Raw genomic sequence first — 21,688 nt, 5'->3', positions numbered from 1 at the left:
TTATTTTTAGAAATAAGGTGAATTTTATGAGTATAGATGGATCAGTAAAAGAAATACTTAAAGATGTTGGTGGACCTAAGAATGTTTCAGATTTGGTTCACTGTTATACCAGACTTAGGTTTACTTTAAAAGACGATTCCATACCTGATGATAAGAAAATCGAAAAAATTGACGGAGTTATGGGAGTCAATCGAGCTTCAGGTCAATATCAAGTAATCATTGGTAACGATGTGGCTGATTACTTTAAAGCAATGGAACCATTACTAGATGGGAAAACGAGTTTAAATTCTGATGATAAAAAGGATAAGGGAAACTTGTGGGATCGATTCGTAAAGTTGATTACGTCAGCTATTATTCCAGTAATTCCTGCTATTATTGCTGGTGGATTAGTTAAAGTTGTACTTTCCATTTTAAATTTAGCGGGGATAGTAGCGACTGGGACAATTAATTACCGAATAATCAATGCAATTGGTGATGCTCCATTCTATTTTTTACCAATTTTAGTAGCATTTTATTGTGCAAGATATTTTAAGGTTAATGTGCCGATTGCTGTTGGTACGATTGGAGTGTTAATTTATCCTGATTTTATTAACCTCTTAGCTAAAGGAAATGTACATTTCTTTGGCATTCCAGTTTACAGCACCAGTTATTCATCATCAATTATTCCTGTGATTTTGATTATCTTAGTAATGTCCTATATTGAACCATTGATTGACAAAGTAATTCCTAAAATGACCAAAGCATTCTTAGAACCACTAGTAGAACTGATGATCATGGCTCCATTGGCATTTGTTGCTTTAGGACCAGTCGGAAATATTCTTAGCATTGGTCTAACGAATGGAATTCAATTTATTTATGACAAAACAGGTATTTTGGCAGTCGTATTATTTGCTGCTCTATATGCACTAATGGTATTGACAGGATTACATCAAGGACTTGGACCTATTGTTTTACAAAATATTGCGACGTTGGGGTATGATCCGTTCATGATGGCTGCATGTTTAGCAAGCAATATGTCACAAGGTGGTGCTGCTTTAGCGGTAGCTCTTAAAGCAAAAGATCCGAAGTTAAAGGCTACGGCAATGGGTGCTGGAATTTCGGCAGTGTTTGGTGGAGTTACCGAACCAGCTTTATTTGGGGTTAACTTGAGATTGAAAAAACCTCTGTATGCAGCCATGCTATCTGCTGGTATTACAGGTGTTTTTATTGGAATCTTTAAGTTAAGAACATATGTTGTAGTCTCACCAGGCGTTTTGTCATTAGGAATGTTTATTGGTGGTAAATCAATGACTAACTTTATTGTTGCTATTATTGCCACAATTATGGCGGTGATTATGTCATTTATTTTCACTCTTATCTTTTGGAAAGAAGAAGTTGTCACTACTGACAAGGAAACAACAGTTAAAGATAATAAGATTTCTGTACAGGGTATTTCTGAAACAATCGACAGTCCATTAGTGGGTCAGTTTAAAAAATTAGAGGATGTCCCTGATGCAACTTTTGCCAAGAAAATGCTAGGCGATGGAATTGCTGTATACCCAACAGAAGGAAAAGTTGTTGCACCGTTTGATGGTGTTGTAGAGTCACTATTTCCAACAGGTCATGCTATCGGGCTTAAAAGTAATGATGGTATCGAACTATTAATTCATTTAGGTCTTGAAACAGTTAATTTAAAGGGTAAATATTTTGAAGCGCATGTTAAGCAGGATGATGTCGTTAAAAAAGGACAAATATTAATTACCTTTGATTTAAAGAAGATTGAGGCAGCTGGTTATAACATGATTTCACCAGTTGTTATCACAAATATGAATGAAGTAAAAAATATTGAGGTCAATAGTGATTTGAAAGATGTTGACAGTAATACTGCAGTAATAATCGCAAATGCATAAATATTAAGGAGAAAATTATGTCTGGATTTAAGAAGAATTTTTTATGGGGAAGTGCAATAGCCGCAAATCAAGTTGAAGGCGCATGGGATATTAATGGGAAAGGTCCATCAACCGCTGACATGTTTACAAGTGGTTCACAAAAAGATCCCCGAATATTTACGGAAAAAGTTGAAAATGATAAGTATTATCCGAGTCATGATGGGGTTGATTTTTATCATCATTACAAAGAAGATATTAAATTGGCTGCTGAAGAAGGATTAAAGGCTTTTAGATTCTCAATTAATTGGACAAGAATTTTTCCTACTGGTATGGAAGGTAAGCCTAATGAAGAAGGTTTGAAATTTTATGATAAAGTTCTAGATGAATTAATAAAATACAAAATTGAACCAATTGTAACTATTTCCCATTTTGAAATACCTTATGGATTAGTTAAAGAATTGAATGGATGGGCAAGTCGGAGAACTATTGATTATTTTGTAAATTATTGCGAATCCATATTTGATCGTTATCAAAATAAAGTTAAATATTGGCTAACTTTTAATGAAATTAACAATAGTACAACAGTGGCTGGACCATTAATTTCATTGGGGTTATTACAAGGATATCGTGGTACGGTTTTTGATTATCATTGTGATATGCAAACTAGATTGCAAGCGCTACATCATCAATTAGTAGCCAGTGCTAAGGTCGTTATTTTGGCCCACAATAAGTATCCTCAATTTAAAATGGGAAATATGGTGGCCTTTATTCCGTACTATCCGTATACTTCAGATCCTAAAGATGTTTTAGAGGCTGAAAAGCAAATGAATATTCTAGATTGGTATGTTTCTGATGTTCAGGTGAAAGGTAGTTATCCATACTTTGCTAAGAAATATTGGAATGATAACAATATAAAATTGAATATAACACCTAAGGATGAAGAAATTCTAAAAGATGGTACTGTTGATTTTTATTCATTAAGTTATTACATGAGTATGTGCGCTGGGCTTCAAAAAGATGTTGATACATCAGCTGGTAATTTTATCGATGGCATGAGTAATCCTTATTTAAAGGCTAGTGACTGGGGATGGCAGTTAGATCCAGATGGCTTACGTTATTCGTTAAATCAAATCTATTCAAGATATCAAATTCCTATAATGGTAGTTGAAAATGGGCTTGGTGCTATTGATAAGGTAACGGAAGATGGGAAGATCCATGATACCTATCGAATTGATTATTTGCGTTCACATATTAAAGCTATGCGTGAAGCAGTTGATGATGGTGTTGATTTGATAGGTTATACAAGTTGGAGCTTTATTGATTTGGTAAGTGCTTCAACAGGAGAGATGAGTAAACGTTATGGATTAGTTTATATTGATAAACAAGATAATGGTAAGGGAACATTCAATCGTCTTAAAAAAGATTCATATTTTTGGTATCAAAATGTAATTAAAAGCAATGGAAAAAATATGTATTAAAGGTAGAGTAGCATCTATTAGAAATATTGTGTGTATTGCATAATACTTTTAATAGATGCTCTTTTTGTTGAAAAATATATCACATTTGTGGTACTTTACATTTGTGATATATCACAAACGTGCTATAATGTAGTTGTGGAGGTTAGGAGATATGCAAATAGATATCAAATCGTACTTAGAAGACAATGACTTAACAATTTATGTAATTTCGAAGAAGAGTGGGTATGGTTATACGACTTTGCATAAATCCTTTAATAAAAAACAATCTTCCGCCACATCGCTCAATTTGCGTGACATAGAGGCAATTGCCAAAGCGCAGGATACGCAAATGTGGAGAGTTCTGCGTGAATTGGAGTTGCATTATCTGAAGTGAGGAGGCTTTTATATGGCAAGATCATTTTGGGACGACGATCCATTTAACGATAATATGGACGAAATATTTAAGAGATTGATGAATCAACAAAATGGCAATTCACAGGCAAAGTACTACGTGAATGGTCAAGAGTTGACTCCAGAAGAATTAGCAAAATATCAAGAAGCAAGAACTGTAGGACAAAATATTCCAATTAGTGATAATAGTAAAAACAAAAAAGGTACCATTTTAGAAAAGTTAGGCCGTAATTTAACTAAAGAAGCTCAACAAGGACTTCTTGATCCGGTTATCGGCCGTGATAAAGAGATTCAAGAAACAGCAGAAGTTTTGAGTCGTAGAACTAAGAACAATCCAATTTTAGTTGGTGATGCAGGTGTTGGTAAGACTGCGGTAGTTGAAGGATTAGCACAAGCAATTGTGAAGGGTGACGTACCTGAAGCTATCAAGGATAAACAGATCATTTCAATTGATCTATCGTCTCTTGAAGCTGGAACACAGTATCGTGGGTCATTTGAAGAAAATATTCAAAACTTGCTCAAAGAAGTGAAAAAAGCAGGTAACGTAGTTTTATTCTTCGATGAAATTCATCAAATCATTGGTGCTGGATCTTCAGGTTCTGACTCGGGAAGTAAAGGTTTAGCCGATATTATCAAGCCAGCTTTAAGTCGTGGCGAAATTTCAATTATCGGTGCCACTACTCAAGACGAGTATCGTAATACGATCATGAAAGACGCTGCTCTAGCTAGAAGATTCAACGATGTAACAATTGACGAACCAAGTAAAGAAGTCACATTGGCTATTTTGAAGGGACTACGTAAAGCCTACGAAAATCATCATCATGTCAAATTACCAGATGAAGTTTTAAAGGCTGCCGTTGATTATTCGGTTCAATATATTCCACAAAGATCTTTACCCGATAAGGCAATTGATCTGATTGATATGACTGCTGCCCATTTAGCAGCTAGAAATCCGGTTACCGACAAAGTAAGCTTAGAAAAATCCTTGAAACAGGCTGAAAAGGATAAGGAAGCAGCGGCTCAAAAAGAAGATTATGAGAAAGCTGCTAGTTTGAAGAAACAAATTGAAGATTTACAAGCTAAGCTCAATAAAGGTGACGAAAATCCTGATGAACCAGTAGCTAAGGTCAATGATATTGCGGAATCAGTTCAAAGATTGACTGGTGTACCGGTTTCCCAAATGGGCGCTAATGATATTGAACGTTTAAAGGGAATGGGTAAGAGATTAAAGAGTAAAGTCATTGGACAAAATGAAGCGGTAGATATGGTCGTACGTGCCATTCGTCGTAACCGTGCTGGTTTTGATGATGGTAATCGTCCAATTGGTAGTTTCTTATTCGTTGGACCTACTGGCGTTGGTAAGACGGAATTAGTAAAACAGTTGGCTAAAGATATGTTTGGTAATAAGAATGCCATCGTTCGTTTGGATATGAGTGAGTATTCTGATTTAACTGCCGTATCTAAGTTGATTGGTACATCCGCTGGTTACGTAGGTTATGAAGATAACGGCAATACTTTGACTGAAAAAGTACGTCGTAATCCATATTCCATCGTATTGTTAGATGAAATTGAAAAAGCTAATCCACAAGTTTTAACATTGCTTTTGCAAGTAATGGATGATGGTCGTTTAACTGATGGCCAAGGTAACGTCGTGGACTTCAAGAATACGATTATCATCGCAACTTCTAATGCTGGATTCAGTGATAATACTGATAAAGATAAGAAGTTAATGGATAAATTAGCACCATACTTCAAACCAGAATTCTTGAATAGATTCAATGGTATCGTTGAATTTACTCATCTATCCAAAGAAGACTTGAACCAAATCGTTGATCTAATGATTGATGACGTGAACGCTAACTTAGCTAAGAAGAATATCACTTTGAAGATTACTCCTGAAGCTAAGGAATGGTTGATCGACGAAGGATACGATGAAGCTATGGGTGCAAGACCATTACGTCGAGTTATCGAACAACAGATTAGAGATAAAGTTGCTGAATTCTATCTTGATCATCTTGATGTGAAGAATTTGCAAGCTGACTTGGTTGATGGAACTATTAAAATTTCTGAAGCTAAATAATTAAGAAAATCGTTACGGAATTTAAATTCCGTAACGATTTTTTGTTTAACCAATTAAATTCAATTTTTTCAACCAAGAATGAACACCGAAATCATTTAAACCACCTTGAACTTTTACTTCGCCGTTATCAAGAATGATGATTTCATCGGCTTGTTCAAATAATTGCTCGTCAAATTGGTGGGTGACAGTGATCCAACCGGAATGTAGATTGGTAAGAATTTTACTTATATCGTGTGCTGTTTTGGGATCTAAGCCCGTTAAAGGTTCATCTAAAATTTTGAAGTTAGCGTTTCGCAATAATAATCTGCCCAAGGTGATACGGCGCTTTTCGCCACCGGAAAAATTGTTATTGTGTGAGGATAGACCAGTAACTGATGCGTATTTTTCTAGACCAACGATGTTAAGTGTGTTGATCAATTCTTTGTCCGAAAACTGCTTGGAATATAACGTTAGGTTATTTTTTAAACTGTCATTGAACAGGTAACTATCTTGTTCTAACAAGTTGATTTGATTCAAAATGTCGGCTAGATTGTAGTGATTCAATGAATGATCATTCAGAAAAATTTCACCTTCAAAAGTAGTATGGCCCAGAGGTAGATTGATTAAAGTTGATTTGCCACTACCACTCTTGCCAACTAATAAATAATGTTTAGTTGAATCGAAATTTAGAGAAATGTTATTCAGAATGTTTTTTTGGTGATCCTTGAAATAAACTTTAGCGTAATCGAGTGATTTCAATTTTGGAAGTGATAAGTAATTGATTCTTTCAGTGGTGAAATTAATTTTAGAATTAATTTTTTGAGCGGCTTCTTTACCGCCTAAGACGTCACCGATTAAACCAGATGCGGATTGGATTGGCTCAGAGATGAAGATCATCAGTTGGGAAAAGGCCACTAATTGTCCTAGGGTGATCGACTTTTGCAGTACAAAATAAATACCAACGACCCAAGTTCCTAGATATAAGAAATTATCGAGTAACTGGCTGATGCCGCCGATTTGTTTACGGGTCAATTGATCCTTATTCTGACTTTTCAGTAATTCACTATTTTGACGGCTAAAAATATCGGTAAGTGTCTTTTGAAGATTGAACAGTTGAATAGTACGTAGTCCATTGGTGATGTCTTGCAGACGACCGGTGTATTTTTCAGATATGGTGATTAATTGATGCTTATTTTTTTTCAAAGTTTTTTGTCGATAGAAAGGTAAGAACAATCCTGGAAGGCAGAGCAAAATGATGGCAAAACTCAAAGCGGGCTTAATCATCAGTGAAAGAACTATTGCAATAAGAAATTGACAGATCTGTTTATAACAATTGATGCTGCCTTGAAGATAATCTGAACGCAAAATATCGGTAGTGGAGGTGAAATCGTTGTAATAATCAGTGGTAACTTTTTTCATGTCATGTCCGACACCGGTATTTTGTTGGAACATTGCCGAAAGCAGTTTATTTTTAATGGCACTGAGAATGTCGTTTAAAGTCGTTTGTCCCAGATAAGATGAACCAAAGTAGACCAAGGCATCAATCACAATATAGAAAATAACGAGAAAAACTAAATTGATGTAGGATAGAGATCCCTTGCCAGTGGCAGTATCGGTGATTAATTGCAGAAGATATGAGATAGAAATTTCTATGGCTGATGCAAATGGAATTAGAAGCAGCAATAATATGGATTTAGATTTAGCCATCCTGAAAAATTTTGATAATAACATTAATAGTTCCCCTAAAATTATAAATATTTTAATTTAATTATAACTCTAATAATTATTTTTAGAAGGAAAATAAAAAACGCCTCCGTTTAAGGAGACGTTTTTGTTAATTGAATCGACGATCCATGACGAAAGCTCGACCATATCCAGATGGTTTAACTTCCTGAAAGCCTAGTGATTGATAAAAGGCCAGAGTCTTGTCTTCAGGATCAGTGATCAATATTGTTTGTCCAACATTCTGATGTTTCTTCAAAAATTTATTAACTAGCTCCGTACCGATATGTTGACCTTGGTAAGTGGGGTCGACCAAAATATCCTGAACGTAGAGGACAGTTTTGCTATCGGTGATTCCACGACATAAACCGACTAGTCTTTGGTTATCAACAGCCCAAAGGACAACAGAATTATTGAGTGCTTCAATTGTTGTCTGTGGTTGTTGAACATAAGCTAACCAATCGACACTTTGGTAAAGGTCGAGAATTTGTTTAGAATCGATAAAATCTGGTTTTTGAAATGTGTAATCTATCGTTATAAATCATCCTTTTATTAAAAGTCTGGCGTGATAGATTAATTACGACGTTTTGTCACTTCAATCATCTCATTTCGATTATTTGATGATTATTATAATACGATTATTTAATTTTACAATTACTTAAATAAGTTACCAGCAAAGTATGGTTCATATGCAGATGAGTTGGCTAGTTCTTGTTGTAGAATATTATCGGTAAAGATTGAGCTACCAAGTGGAATCCATTCGTTGTTTGAAACTTTGGCGAAGAAGTAACCAGCACTATTTTCAACAGAAGCATTAACTTTCCAAGATGATCCAGCTGGAAGTGTTCTAGTCATTGAGTTACTTGAAGTATCGTAAAGTTGAACAGCTTTGGTAAGAGTAACTGTGGCTGCACCGTTATTAAAGATAGAAGTATTCTTATCTTCAGTAGCTAGTACCCATTCGTTAGTTGCTACTTGGTAGTATTGATGTCCGTTGATAGTTTTTTCTTGAGCTACTTTCCATGAAGAACCTTTTGGTAGAGTTGTTCCAAGGCTAACACCATTTCCATTGTAAAGAGTGGCATTAGTGCGTAAGGTAATTGGTTGGTGAGCAGTTGGAGTAGATGGTATTACAACGGTATGACTATCATTATTAGTTTCAGCACTGAAGTCTAGAGCTTTGACCCATTCATTAGTTGCAACACGGTAGTATGGGTATGTGTTGATGAATTTTGTTTGATCGACTTTCCAAGATGATCCGGCAGGCAAAGTTACACCTAGAGAATTACCATTATTGTCAACAACAGTGGCTCCCTTAGCACCAACAGTTTCAATACGGTTGACATAAGAGATTTCACTGCTGATTGGGTTGAGTAGTTTACCATTTTGAGTGATGTCCATGGCACTGGCAGAGATATATTGGTTAGTTGCTACTTCGTAGTAAGGATTACCCCCGATAGTAATTCTTTGTCCCAATTTCCATGAAGTGTAATTACCAAAAGCAGCACCGTTAATAAAGTGACCACTAGCATCGACAGCGACAGCACCACCGTGTCTGATAGTACCGACTAATTGTGCATCAGCGTGAACGATTTGTGTGGTTGGAAGTGTATTTAAAGCAGCTGGAGCAAGCAAAATAGCAAGAGTAGAGGCTAAAACAATTTTTTTCTTATTCATAATAATGATTCTCCCTATAAGTAATGTATTGTTCAATTACAAACTACTACTATTAGGATTTTTTAACGCGCTAAAAAAGGCGCTTTAAGAAAAACTTAATAGTTCGGTAAAAGACGTATATGAAATGAGGTTATGTCTTAAATAGTTCACTAATATAAACTACGCATTTTTGCTAGCAATATTAAGATAAATCATCCATTAATTAACATTTTTGAGTTAAAATAAATAAAATTATTACTCAATACGAACAATTTTGATGAAAATACATATAAAAGTTTTTATTTAGCTTGAAAAACCGTTTAAAATCTGTAATACTATATGAGTTCTCAAAAGTTTATTATTTTACAAGGGGCGAATTATATTGAATTCATTAGATAATAGGGGAAACTTGAGCTTAGTTGAGCGCTTGTTTCACTTAGAAGAAGCCAAGACAAATGTTAGACGTGAACTTTTAGCTGGTTTAACAACTTTTGTTTCTATGGCTTATATTTTGTTTGTTAATCCTCAAGTTTTGGGAGACTCAGGGATGAACAAAGGAGCACTATTCACAGCTACTGCACTAACTGCCGTAGTTGGATCAGTTTTGATGGGAATTTTGGCTAATTATCCAATCGCCATTGCCCCAGGTTTAGGTGATAATGCCTTCTTCAGTTATTCAGTCGTTATTGCGATGGGTATTCCTTGGCAAACAGCGATGGCAGGGGTATTCGTTGCCAGTTTGATTTTCTTAGTACTTTCATTGATGAAAATTCGTGAAGTGGTTATCAACGCAATTCCTAAGGATTTGAAATTGGCGGTTGCCTCCGGATTAGGTATCTTCATCGCCTTCGTTGGTTTGCAAGGTGGAGGTTTGATCACAGCAAGTAAAGATTCACTTGTTGCAATCGGATCATTTACTAACCCAACTACATTATTAACAATCGCCGGATTATTAGTTACAGCAATTTTAATGGCACGTAAAGTTCCAGGATCAATTTTTATCGGAATGGTCTTCACAACAGTTGCCGGTTTGGTAACAAAATTGATTCCAGCACCAGCACATATCATTTCAGGAATACCAAGTTTGAAGCCAACTTTTGGTGTTGGTGTAGCGCACATCGTTGATATCAAAGAGCCTCAATTGTGGGCAGTCGTTATTATCTTCCTATTAGTAGCTTTCTTTGATACAGCTGGTACTTTAATCGGACTAGCTGAACAAGTTGACGTTATGCAAGATAAAGACGGTAAAATGCCAAGAATTGGTCACGCTTTGATGGCTGATTCCATTTCAATGGTCAGTGGGGCTGTCTTTGGTACAACTCCTCCAACAGCATATGTTGAATCGTCAGCCGGTATCGCCGTGGGTGGTAGAACTGGGTTAACATCAATCACGGTCGGAGTATTATTTGCATTATCAATGTTCTTCTCACCATTGTTGTCAGTCGTAACAAGTAACGTTACAGCACCAGTACTGATCATCGTCGGTACTTTGATGGCACAATCAATGCGTGGAATTCAATGGGATAGATTTGAAATTGCGCTACCAGCATTCTTAACAATTGTTGGGATGCCACTAACATATAATATTTCATACGGAATTGCTTTCGGATTCCTAGTTTATCCAATTACAATGTTAGCAGCAGGTAAGAGAAAAGAAATTAATCCAATTATGTATGGATTGTTCGTTGTCTTCGTTATCTTGCTATACATTATTAACATTTTGCCAAAAGCTAGTTTAGCTTAAATTTAATAGTCCAACTGTTTCTATATTATATAGAAGCAATTGGACTATTTTTTTGAATCAAGATATCAATATTCGGGGTTCAGGATACTCTACCTAATTTAGGAAGGAAAAGTATTATATTGGAATAAGGAGGGGATAGAAGATAATATGGAAGAAAAACGTGAAGAACTTATAGATTTGGTTGAAAAAGCCTATAAGGATGTGCGAGATCTAAAATTTAATACTTTTAGAATAAAACTTTTACAATTTTCTAAGGATTTACACAACGGTAAGGATTGTATAAAAATCATGCTTGATTTGAGAGCTGAATTGTTGCAGGCAGACCTTTCTTTGAAATTAAAGGATCGTATATCTGGTTTGCCTAAGGAATATGGGGATATTTATAACTTTATCTTTCCACAATTAAAGAGAATAGATTCTAAAGTTTTGGACAGATATAGTCGTTATGGTTTTATTCCACTTAGATATGGAAGTGCTGTTAAGTACAGTAAATAAGCGAAGCACTTCGTAATGAAGGATGCTCCGCTTTTATTTTCCAATTAATTCAGAATGTTCTTTAGAGAAATCAACTAGCTTTCTTCTAGATATATCACAAGAAGATCCGTCTTTGAAATAAATTTTTCGTTCGGATTTATTGATGGATTGAATATTATTGGGGTTAATTAATAAACTCTTATGTGCCCGATAGAAATAAGGAACTCTATTTGAGATGGATTTTAGTGTGTCAGGAAATTCAATATTTTGATTAACCGCATGTAAAAATACATTTGTTGTTCTTTCTAATGATTCGAAATAATTAATTTGATCAATATCAAAAGCATATTGTTTCGGGCCGATTTGAAATTTGAATTCTTTCAAACGTGTATTTTGTGGTCTTACTAGTCGTTCAACAGTAATATCTAAGTCAGTATATATCTTTTCTTTAATAGCATTGATTCCTGTTTCTTTGGCAATATAATCCAGAGGTTCAACCTTTCTTTCAAATATCATCGGCATTAATTCTTCGTGGGTAGTAATGAAAACAATCTTTGCGTTTAAATCATTTTTTCTGATTTTAGTAGCTAAATCGATACCGCGTACCTTCGAGTCAGGAAACTCAATATCCAATAGGAAAAATTTAATTTCATTTGAGTTGTTATCTAAATAGATATTTATGTCATTTGGATTACCTGTTGATAGAATGATTTTCATGTCTACGTCAGGATGAGATTTGATGTAATCTTTGATTATTAGTTGATAGTACATTCTAAGAGTTCTATTGTCTTCACAGATTATTATATTAAGTAGCATTATTTATCTTCCAATATAGTTAGGATTGTTGAAAAGTAACCATCTTCAACTTTAGTTTGTAAAAGTAGATTACTGTTAGAGTGAATGATTTTATTGACGGTCGATAGGCCCAAACCGTTGTGATTTTTTTTTGAAGTATAACCAGTTTTGTAGATTTGATCCAAATTAATTTTTTCAGATGGGGCAACGTTATTTTTAATGATGAACTCTAAATAATTATCGAACGAAACAAGAGCAAAATTAATTTGGGGATGATTTACTAGTATGGATGCTTCAATAGCATTATCAAATAAAATTCCTAGAATGCGGGTTATCTCAACAGATAAGGTTTTAGGAATAAATATATCTTGATCAACTTCAATGTTAGTTTCGATGTGCTTATTTTTGGCGGCTACTAATTTAGTAACAATAATTCCCTTAATTAAGTCATCATTAAGGTGATATAAGTTAGCACTTTCGATATTTGAAGTCATATCAACATTATTGTCAGCATAATCAAGTAGTCTTTGAATAGAATCATTGTCTTGATTGTTGGAATTTAATGAAACTGATAATGAGGAAAGCAGATTTTTATAGTCATGTTTGAAACGTCTCAGTTCAGTATTGTTCCGTTCAAGTTCCTTGATATATAAGTTTCTTTCTTTTAGGTGCCTGTTCTCATAGTTGGATTTTAATTCTTTCATATATCCTACTATTAACATGATGCTTCCGATTATTATAAACAGAGCTGATACTAGACTGATTGTTAATGTTGCTTCTAAGTATGTTAATTGATTGAAATTATGTTTAGTAATTAAAACTAAGGACACATATGAAATAGTTATTATGGCAATAGATAAAAGGGTTAATCTAATTGCCATTTTGTTATGAATGGCATTTGCAAGTGCATCTGATTTAAGCAAGTGTTTAATGGTACAAATTACTGCTATGGTCAGTAAATAATTAATTAGTATCAGTAGGAAAGTTGCCAGTAAAGTATTGTAAGAATAGTTATCAAATCGAAAATTAAACACTTTGATTACGAAATAACTGGCAATTCCTTGCGTCAGTGTTGTTATTAGTATGTCTAATATTAATACGATGAATTTTACTGATAAGTTTGTTTTAGGTCTGATTTTTACAAATAAGAGCCAGTATGTTAAGAGAATTAAGAACATTGATGCAGTTGGAATATAGAGATCAATATATGTGAATAAGACGGTGAATATAAGAGAAAAAGTAATATTTCTTTTACTTTTTATATTTGGAAGTAGCAAGAATACTACTATGTATACTAGCAATGTGTTAGAGGAATCCAAAAGGATCCAAGAAGACTCGATAAACTTTTCCAATTTAATCTTTTAATTCAACTTTTTTTGTTTTATTAAAAAAGTTGAATGTTCCCTCCTTTACATTGAGATTGAATAATATTACTTATTCTGCAATACAGTTAAAATTGTTGAAAAGTAATTTTTTGCAATTTTAGTCTGTAAAAGCAGGTTGGTATTAGCGTGGATAATTTTATTGACTGTTGAGAGCCCCAAACCATTGTGTCCGCTTTTAGTTGTATAGCCAATTTTAGAAATTTGATCTAAATTGATTTTTTTAGTTGATTTAATATTATTCTTTATGATGAATTCTAAATAGCCATCAAATGAAACAAGAGCAAACTCTATTTTGGGATGTTCTACTAGCAATGAAGCTTCAATTGCATTATCAAAAAGGATTCCTAAAATACGAGTTATTTCAACGGACAAGTATTTTGGGATGTGAACGTTTTGATCAATTTCAAAATTAGTTTCAATATTTTTATCCTTAGCTATTGCCAACTTTGTAATAATAATTCCTTTAACTAGGTCATCTTTAAGATGATATAAATTGGTATTTTCTATATTTGAAGTTAAATCAATATTGCTATCAGCGTAATCTAACAATGTTTGAATGGAATCGGTATCTCTGCTATCTGATTTTATAGATACGGATAATGACGCTAGAAGGTTTTTATAATCATGTTTGAATCTTCTTAATTCAGTATTACTTCGTTCTAGTTCTTTAATGTATAAATTTCTTTCAACTAAACTTTTACTTTCGTAATTGGATTTCAACTCTTTCATATAGCCCATTATTAGCATGATACTTCCCGTTATTATGAATATTGCTGATACTAAGTCAATTAACAGTGTGGTCTTTAAATACGTTAATTGATTAAATTCGTATTTAGATATTAAGGTTAAAGATAAATGAGAAATAGTCATTATGATAACTGATAAAAGGATTATTTTGATTACGGTTTTATTGTAAATAGTAGCTACAACGATTTTGAAATTAAGTAGATACTTTATTATAAATATTGCCGATATGGTTATTGAGTAATTTATCAATGTTAATAAAATGGTTGCGAATAATGTGTTATAAGAGTAACTACTAAGGTTAAATTTAAAAACTTCAATTACAAGATAACTGGCGATTCCTTGACCAATGGTACTTAGAAGAAATAACAATATTAAAGAAACGGTTTTTATTAGTGGTGTTATTTTAGGCTTGGTTTTAATGAATAATAGCCAATATGTCAAAATGAGTGGAAAAATCGCTGCATTTTCAAAATAGAAATCAATAAGAGTAAAAAATATGCTAAATATTAATGAGAGTATTATATTTCTTTTGTTTCTTGCACTTGGTATCAATAAGAATAATGATATATAAAATAATAATGTGTTTGAGAAATCAATAATTAGCCAAGAAAGTAGTGTAACTTTTTCCAATGTAATTTTCCTATCTAACTTTTCAAGTATATGTATTAGTTTTTAAAACGGAAAAATAACCAAACAATGTAGTATAGCATATATAAATTCTTCATTAAGAAATTACGTTAAAAGGTAAAATATAATTTCCAATGGTACAATTATACTAACTTGTAATAATGATTAGTGAGGTAGAGACTTGTTTTTAGGATCAGTAATTTATGATAAACGACGTAGTTTGAATCTAACTCAAAGTGACTTGGCTAATGGTTTGTGTAATCAAAATACTATTAGCAAAATGGAAAAGCATAATATGACACCGCAAATGGATGTCTTAATAAAGATTTGTCAGCGCTTGGATCTCTCGTTGAATGACGTTTTTAGTGAGTTTTCTAGTGATTCCAAGCCGGAACAAACTTTTATTTTGGATGATGTTGAAAAGGATGTCCTTTTGAATAATTTGGATTCGGTTGAGGATAAATTGGCTTTAATTCAAGATAAGCTTAAAGCCAAGGATCGAGCACAGTATGATTTTATTCTTGGAGTTGTGAAGTTTAAGGCTGGCAATTTTGAGTTGAGTTCATTCCACTTCGATAAAGTTTTACGCGAAACTAAGTCAGATGATGATAATATTTATACTTTGATGTCATATTTGTTCAAAGGCAAGATATATTATCGTCAAGAACATTTTGATGAAGCTGATTATTATCTTAATTTGATCAATAATTCATTAAAAGAGAATCTTAATGTTAATAACGCCAATGGTTTAGAGGTTATTTTCTTAGCTAAAATGGTCGGTAAAGCTTATCTACAAATAAAACGGTTCGATTTAGCTAAGCAAATTTCTGAACGTGGTTTGGAATTTGCAAATGATTATCACTTATCTTATTTCATGGATGAATTGAATTATAATCTTTATTCAGTTTATCAAGAGGGTAATGATAAAGATAAACAACAGTTATATAAGAATCGAGCTTTTTACTGTGCGGACGTATTAAACAATCGTAAGCTCCAAGAAAAAATTGAACATAAATAAAGACAGCCGAGTGGCTGCCTTATTTTTTTACAATTATTACTTAAAAAGACTGATGGCAAAACTTGGTTCGTAAGTAGCGGAATTAGCTAGTTCTTGCTGCAAAAGTCCGTCACTGAAAACTGATCCACCTAGTGGAATCCATTCGTTGTTCGAAACTTGAGCAAAGTAGTAGCCAGCACTGTTTTCTACAACGTTTGAAATCTTCCAAGAAGTATTGGCAGATAGAGATCTAGTCATTGAGTTTGAAGCGGTGTTATATAATTGGATATTTTTAGCTAAAGTACCAGTTGTAGCGCCATTGCTAAAGACCGAAGTGTTCTTATCTTCAGTTGCTAAAATCCATTCGTTAGTTGCGACTTGATAGTATTGATGACCGTTGATATTTTTTTCTTGAGATACTTTCCAAGAACTATTGCTTGGTAAAGTTTTGCCGGTATTTTGACCTTGACCATTGTAGATGACTGAATTAGTACGCAGTGTAATGGTTTTTAGAACATTAGTATTGGTGTTAGTAGTGGTATTATTTGTACCATTATAATCTGAAGTGAAGTTTAAAGCTTTGACCCATTCGTTAGTTGCGACACGATAGTATGGGTAACCGTTGATGACTTTGTATTGATCAACTCTCCATGAAGTTCCATTAGGAAGAGTGACTCCTAGGCTATATCCATTATCGTTGACGACAACGGCGTTGCTACCGGTAATAGTTTTAACGGCATTAACATAGGAAACTTCTTTTTGAACAGGATTAAGTACTTGGTTACCATTGCTGATGTTCATCGCTGTAGCATCAACGTATTGGTTAGTTGCGACTTCGTAGTAAGGATTACCACCGATAGTAATTCTTTGGTCTAATCTCCATGAAGTGAAATTCCCCAAATATCCTCCACGGACATAGTTGCCATTAGCGTCGACAGTGGCGGCACCACCTCGTCTAACAGTTCCGATTAGTTGAGTGTTAGCAGCTTGAACGGTGTGATTGGCAGGTAAATTATTAAGAACGGATGGAGCTAGTAAAACAGCAAGAGTGGAAGCTAAAACGATTTTCTTTTTATTCATAATCAATTCCTCCGTATATATTATACAAGTATAAAATAGCACTATTTAATATAATAGAAGAGAATTATTATCCTTATTAAGAAAATCTTAAATTAATAAAGTATTTTTTATGCAAAAAAATATGAGATGAAGATATTTGATTTATCCTCATCCCATATTTTGATTAATAATTAGCCATTATATTTTGATAATTTGAATACAACTTTATCTTTGTTGTGTAATTTCTTTTTATCAGCAGAAACGTTAACTTGTTTACCATTAACAGTGAATGTCCAATAGATTTTTTTCTTGTTATTTTGTTTGTGACCGTCGATAGCTGAGATAAAGCCGCCTTTATCATTTACTTTCCAGCCTTTCTTTAGACCATCAGTAACAGTGGCATTCTTTTTCAATGTGATAGTTTTCTTAGCAAGCTGTTTTTTATTTTTCTTCAAAGTATAAGTAACTTTGATGTTTCTTAGTAGATTTAGCTTGAACTGGTGTTGCAGCTGCTGGAGCGAATACTCCTAGTAGCATTAATAATGACAGTAGAAATGCTGTTATTTTTTTCATGATTTTCCTCCTCAATTTGTACAACGAGTTCAATTATAACAAAACAAAAACGAAATGAATCAAATAGATTTTTTTTGTGAATAAGTTAAAATAGGAATATTAGGTTGTGATCGATATCAACTGATGTTAGTTAAGGATGCCCGTCGGTAGTAGAAAATCTGTGGGCCACTGGAACGTGGTGGACACGACTTGAAGCTAATAATTTTACACTTCGTGCAAAATCATGGATCTCCAAGTCCGGTCTTCTACTAACCTTGCTTCGCAAGCTAAGTAGAATTTCACCACTTAGGGCCCACAGATTTTCTACTACCGACTATATTTCCGTTTCTATTCATAAAGGGATTAATGTTTAAGTGTTGTTCAGTTCCCAACATATTTAATTAGTGAGAATAACGTCTATTAAATATTTGTGGTATATGAGTGTACAGGAACCTTTTATATAGAAGGTAATTTTACTATTTAAAGTTTAAAAATACATAAACAACAGAACAAGACACTAGTCCGGAGCAACAAGCCCGATTGGTCTCAGCCGTGAAATTATACTTGGTGATTTATCAGTTCTTAAAAGATTTGGTTAAAACGCATATTAAAAATAGCCGTAACTCATTATTTTTCATCTTCTCGAACTAAATAATCAAAGTGCTGTTTAGTCCGGAGCAAAAATTGAAAATGCGTTCAGCTATGAAATTATTGTTATCGGCTTTGCCGATTACAATAAGGCCGACTTTTGAACTAATTATTTTGCACGAAGTGTAAAATAATTAGTTCAAAATCGCGCCCATAGCGTTCCAACAGCATTTCCAATTTTTGCGGAGGACGGCAGTTTACAACCAGCTAGAACTTGAACTGGATTCAAATTAAGAAAGGAGCATGGGAAGATGAATAAACTAATTTTGAATTTTCAGAAGAGAACTAATAGTGTGACCATTTTTGTTTATTTGATTGGTATTATTCTGATCTCACTGCTCTTTAACAATCCGATTATTTCTCTGATTAATTTAGTGGCTCTGATTTTTATGGCTAATCTAGTTAGTCGTGAAAAAATAAAAACGTATTTCAAATTTTCTTGCGTAATCTTTATAGTGACGTTTATTTTTAATCTGATTTTGAATCAACGTGGGAAAAGTATTCTGTGGATTTTTTATTCGTTTCAAATCACTCAGGAATCGTTGTTGAATGGATTTATTTTAGGAGTCTCTTTTGTGAATTTGTTGTGGGCTTTTTACATTTATAACGCCTTAATTCGAGTTAAAACAGTTTTTGAGTTATTGTCGAGTCTGTTAAAAAACGTTGCCTTGATTTTTATTCTGACAATTCAATTTATTCCTCGAATCATTCAAATCTATAACGAAACTAAAGCGATTAAAAAGTTTCGGACGCAAAAAGAATTACAACGGTCTAAACTGAAATCAACGATGGATTTAATGGAAATGATCTTGAATAAAGCTGTTGCTAGTTTTATGAATGTTTCTGATACCTTGATATTACGAGGTTTCAATAATCGTCAAAAAAGTGTCGGAAGATTGGAATATCGAGGTTCTGATTTTCTTTTGTCTGGATTAATAATTCTGGGCTTAGTAGCTGACATCGTAATGTCTATCAACAAAATTGGAGTCATCAATCTCGGTTCAATTGACGTCCGATTAAGCTTTACGAGTTCGGAATTGATTTTACTTTTGATAAACGTATTCTTAATATTATTGCCAGTTTTATTTGGAGGGGTAAATTACTTATGGTGGAAATTCTACATTTCAAAGATTACAGCTTCAGATACAACAACAGTCAAAAAATATCGTTAAATAATTTGAATTTTTCCGTGCAAACAGGGGATTTCATCATGTTGATCGGTGAGACTGGCAGTGGTAAAAGTACCTTGTTAAAACAAATGTTGCCAGATCTTGCAGTTGGGAAAGTATTGTCTGGTGAACTGGTGACTGACCTGTCACGAGATAACAATAGTTTTGCTTACGTTTCTCAATTTGTTGATAATCAGATGATTATGGAAACACCACGTGATGAGCTGAAATTTGTCTTGGATAATCAAGGCTGCGACCAAAATGAGATTCAACTTCGAATCACGGAAATAGCTAGTTATTTAGGGATTATTAGCTTGCTCGATCTTAATGAGAAGCACCTCTCTGGTGGCCAAAAACAGCTAGTTAATTTGGCTAGTGCCTTGATTTTAAAGCCTAAAGTTCTTTTATTGGATGAACCGACTTCACAGCTAGATCCAATTGCGGCTGAAAAATTGTTGCAGATGGTTCATAAAATCAACGAAGAGTTGAATATGACAGTATTGTTGGTGGAACACGAACTTGATCGGGCAATCCGTTACGCTAATAGATTGCTAGTCATGGAGAACGGCAAATTGATTGAGGATGCAACAGTGGATACAGGATTGCGTGATATCTATCAAAATCCGAAACTCAGAAACTATTTGACCCAGGTCGATCGTCTAATCCTAGAACTAAATTTACCCACAGAGAAGCCATTACCACTGAGCAATAAAGATGTCGGCCTTCTCATAAATCAACATAGGGAATCGCTTAATTGCGGTTCTCGTAAGATTGAGGTCGACACTTCCGCTGAAAATATTTTAGAGATCAAGCGATTAAATTTTCGTTTTGATTTCAATGGCCCACAGATTGTTGATAATGTCAGTTTTGAGCTCAAAAAAGGGCAGTCTTATTGTGTGATTGGTCCTAATGGAATGGGGAAGACGACTCTACTAAAGACGATCACTCGTCAATTAAAGCCGCAGTCAGGTAAGATTTTGTTTGCTGGTAAAAAACTGCAAGATGATTTCTATCAGAAAGTGTTTGTTCTCCCACAGAATCCAGCTACATTGTTTATGAAGGATACGGTAGCTGAAGAAATCAATTACCAATTGCAAGAAAGTAAGCGTGACACGAACCTTGAAGCGGTGCTAGAAAAATTTTCTCTAACAGGTCTGGAACAAACTAGTCCTTATGATCTCAGTGGTGGGCAACAGGAATTCTTAGCTCTGGCGTTAGGTTTCATTAAGAATCCTCAAATCCTATTTTTGGATGAACCGACTAAGGGATTAGATCCTAACAAGAAGTTGGAATTAGGAAAGATGTTGCAACAATTTCAAAAAGACGGTGGCACAGTGTTCGTAAATAGTCATGATTTGTTATTTGCGGCGAGGTTCTTTGATCAAATTGCGATGATGTTTGATGGCAAGATCAGTCAATTTGCAACACCAACGGTCTTTTTTAAGGATAAGTTTTTCTACACGACAGAAATAAATAAGGCAGTGCGAGAAACTTTCCCACTAGCCTTATCATGGAAGGATATTAAGAAACGTGAATCGTAAATCAATTTCACTATTAGTTTTGGCAGTCTTAGTACTAATCTTAATGGCTGTTTTTTCGAGTAAAAATTATCTACTATTTTCATTTGGATTTTTGATTTTAACTTTAGGAATATATTTTTGGAAGTTTGAGAAGTCACCACATACTTCACGAGAAATTGTCTTTATCGCTATTATTTGTGCTTTGGCGGTTGTCGGAAGAATTATCTTTGCGGCGATTCCAGCGGTCAAACCAGAATTATTCATTTTAATTTTGGGAGCAATTGTTAGTGGTCCGGAAACTGGTTTTTTAATGGGAACAATCATTGCCTTGACTTCAAATATGTATTTTGGACAAGGTGCTTGGACTCCCTGGCAAATGTTTGCTTTGGGCTTGATAGGTCTGGTTTCAGGTTTAATGTTGAATAAAAACGTCGCTACTTGGAAGTTAGTTGTTTGGGGCTTTCTATCAGGATTTATCATGGGTTGGATCATGGATATCTATTACATTATTGGCTTTGTAAATCCTATTAGTTGGCAAAGTATTTTAACTTCTTTAGCAGCTAGTTTTTATTTTGATGTGGTTCATGCCGTCTTTACCGCCGTCTTGTTATTATTGGTTGGTAAACGTTGGATCAAATTATTTGGTAACTATCAGAGAAAATATGATCTGTTTGAAAAATAGTGCTTTTATCGATCAACTTTAAGTCTAAATAGAAAACAGCTTCTATTAAGAAATTCAAGTACATCTACATGTCTTGAATACTCAATGGAAGCTGTTGTTTTTATTTAAGAATTAAA

The 21,688-nt window shown here is 34.0% G+C and carries 19 protein-coding genes; 10 read left to right on the top strand and 9 right to left on the bottom strand.

Translation table 11 applies throughout. The features are described 5' to 3' along the window. Positions 1 to 26: 26 nt before the first annotated feature. The 4 genes from U8526_RS10975 to U8526_RS10960 all read left to right on the top strand — a co-directional run bounded on the left by U8526_RS10975 (position 27) and on the right by U8526_RS10960 (position 5,816). Positions 27 to 1,889, top strand: coding sequence for a beta-glucoside-specific PTS transporter subunit IIABC (locus U8526_RS10975; protein ID WP_334342004.1), 1,863 nt, complete (start codon positions 27 to 29; stop codon positions 1,887 to 1,889). 17 nt (positions 1,890 to 1,906) lie between these two features. After that, a complete protein-coding gene (locus tag U8526_RS10970; RefSeq protein ID WP_334342003.1) occupies positions 1,907 to 3,346 on the top strand; it encodes a glycoside hydrolase family 1 protein in 1,440 nt (479 codons plus the stop codon). 151 nt (positions 3,347 to 3,497) lie between these two features. Continuing rightward, on the top strand, positions 3,498 to 3,719 hold the full coding sequence (locus tag U8526_RS10965; RefSeq protein ID WP_334342002.1) for a transcriptional regulator: 222 nt from the start codon (positions 3,498 to 3,500) through the stop codon (positions 3,717 to 3,719). Positions 3,720 to 3,731: 12 nt separating this feature from the next. Next, entirely contained in the window at positions 3,732 to 5,816 is a 2,085-nt protein-coding gene (locus U8526_RS10960) for an ATP-dependent Clp protease ATP-binding subunit (protein WP_334342001.1), read from the top strand. A 45-nt stretch (positions 5,817 to 5,861) separates the two neighbouring features. Here the strand turns inward: U8526_RS10960 and U8526_RS10955 are convergent, their stop codons facing one another. The 3 genes from U8526_RS10955 to U8526_RS10945 form a co-directional block, all read right to left on the bottom strand. Next, positions 5,862 to 7,526 (bottom strand): ABC transporter ATP-binding protein, encoded by a 1,665-nt coding sequence (locus U8526_RS10955; RefSeq protein ID WP_334342000.1) that lies wholly within the window; start codon positions 7,524 to 7,526, stop codon positions 5,862 to 5,864. A gap of 103 nt (positions 7,527 to 7,629) precedes the next feature. Further along, entirely contained in the window at positions 7,630 to 8,004 is a 375-nt protein-coding gene (locus U8526_RS10950; protein ID WP_334342028.1) for a GNAT family N-acetyltransferase, read from the bottom strand. Positions 8,005 to 8,171: 167 nt separating this feature from the next. Further along, a complete protein-coding gene (locus tag U8526_RS10945; protein ID WP_334341999.1) occupies positions 8,172 to 9,194 on the bottom strand; it encodes an SLAP domain-containing protein in 1,023 nt (340 codons plus the stop codon). A 358-nt stretch (positions 9,195 to 9,552) separates the two neighbouring features. On the opposite strand from U8526_RS10945, the gene U8526_RS10940 reads away from it, so the two are divergent. Continuing rightward, positions 9,553 to 10,917, top strand: coding sequence for an NCS2 family permease (locus U8526_RS10940; RefSeq protein WP_442886247.1), 1,365 nt, complete (start codon positions 9,553 to 9,555; stop codon positions 10,915 to 10,917). A 147-nt stretch (positions 10,918 to 11,064) separates the two neighbouring features. Further along, positions 11,065 to 11,412: a hypothetical protein gene (locus tag U8526_RS10935; RefSeq protein WP_334341997.1), complete on the top strand. Its 348-nt coding sequence runs from the start codon at positions 11,065 to 11,067 to the stop codon at positions 11,410 to 11,412. A gap of 33 nt (positions 11,413 to 11,445) precedes the next feature. On the opposite strand, the gene U8526_RS10930 is transcribed toward U8526_RS10935, so the two are convergent. The 3 genes from U8526_RS10930 to U8526_RS10920 all read right to left on the bottom strand — a co-directional run bounded on the left by U8526_RS10930 (position 11,446) and on the right by U8526_RS10920 (position 14,948). Then, the gene (locus U8526_RS10930) at positions 11,446 to 12,207 is read right to left on the bottom strand and encodes a LytR/AlgR family response regulator transcription factor (protein ID WP_334341996.1); all 762 of its coding nucleotides are present in this window, start codon (positions 12,205 to 12,207) and stop codon (positions 11,446 to 11,448) included. Then, positions 12,207 to 12,890, bottom strand: coding sequence for a GHKL domain-containing protein (locus U8526_RS10925; protein ID WP_334341995.1), 684 nt, complete (start codon positions 12,888 to 12,890; stop codon positions 12,207 to 12,209). The genes U8526_RS10930 and U8526_RS10925 overlap by 1 nt, the downstream gene beginning before the upstream one ends. 726 nt (positions 12,891 to 13,616) lie before the next feature. Beyond that, on the bottom strand, positions 13,617 to 14,948 hold the full coding sequence (locus U8526_RS10920) for a sensor histidine kinase (RefSeq protein ID WP_334341994.1): 1,332 nt from the start codon (positions 14,946 to 14,948) through the stop codon (positions 13,617 to 13,619). 178 nt (positions 14,949 to 15,126) lie between these two features. On the opposite strand from U8526_RS10920, the gene U8526_RS10915 reads away from it, so the two are divergent. Next, positions 15,127 to 15,963: a helix-turn-helix transcriptional regulator gene (locus U8526_RS10915; protein ID WP_334341993.1), complete on the top strand. Its 837-nt coding sequence runs from the start codon at positions 15,127 to 15,129 to the stop codon at positions 15,961 to 15,963. Between the two features lie 36 nt (positions 15,964 to 15,999). On the opposite strand, the gene U8526_RS10910 is transcribed toward U8526_RS10915, so the two are convergent. The 3 genes from U8526_RS10910 to U8526_RS10900 form a co-directional block, all read right to left on the bottom strand. Beyond that, positions 16,000 to 17,022 carry an SLAP domain-containing protein gene (locus tag U8526_RS10910; protein ID WP_334341992.1) on the bottom strand — a complete coding sequence of 341 codons (1,023 nt, stop codon included), beginning with the start codon at positions 17,020 to 17,022 and terminating at the stop codon, positions 16,000 to 16,002. 170 nt (positions 17,023 to 17,192) lie between these two features. Continuing rightward, the gene (locus tag U8526_RS10905) at positions 17,193 to 17,456 is read right to left on the bottom strand and encodes a DUF4430 domain-containing protein (RefSeq protein WP_334341991.1); all 264 of its coding nucleotides are present in this window, start codon (positions 17,454 to 17,456) and stop codon (positions 17,193 to 17,195) included. Continuing rightward, positions 17,443 to 17,574: a hypothetical protein gene (locus U8526_RS10900; protein WP_334341990.1), complete on the bottom strand. Its 132-nt coding sequence runs from the start codon at positions 17,572 to 17,574 to the stop codon at positions 17,443 to 17,445. The genes U8526_RS10905 and U8526_RS10900 overlap by 14 nt, the downstream gene beginning before the upstream one ends. Positions 17,575 to 18,452: 878 nt before the next feature. On the opposite strand from U8526_RS10900, the gene U8526_RS10895 reads away from it, so the two are divergent. From U8526_RS10895 to U8526_RS10885, 3 genes are read left to right on the top strand one after another with little or no spacing between them, the layout of a single operon-like run. Beyond that, a complete protein-coding gene (locus U8526_RS10895) occupies positions 18,453 to 19,373 on the top strand; it encodes an energy-coupling factor transporter transmembrane component T (protein WP_334341989.1) in 921 nt (306 codons plus the stop codon). Then, positions 19,307 to 20,911: an ABC transporter ATP-binding protein gene (locus U8526_RS10890; protein ID WP_334341988.1), complete on the top strand. Its 1,605-nt coding sequence runs from the start codon at positions 19,307 to 19,309 to the stop codon at positions 20,909 to 20,911. Before U8526_RS10895 ends, U8526_RS10890 begins: the two co-directional genes overlap by 67 nt. Beyond that, positions 20,901 to 21,572, top strand: a complete 672-nt coding sequence (locus U8526_RS10885; RefSeq protein WP_334341987.1) for an ECF transporter S component — start codon at positions 20,901 to 20,903, stop codon at positions 21,570 to 21,572. The genes U8526_RS10890 and U8526_RS10885 overlap by 11 nt, the downstream gene beginning before the upstream one ends. The last annotated feature ends 116 nt before the right edge of the window (positions 21,573 to 21,688 follow it).

It is taken from the genome of Companilactobacillus sp. HBUAS56275 (assembly GCF_036913655.1).
Classification (GTDB): domain Bacteria; phylum Bacillota; class Bacilli; order Lactobacillales; family Lactobacillaceae; genus Companilactobacillus; species Companilactobacillus pullicola.
This window is presented reverse-complemented; position numbering and strand designations above follow the sequence as displayed.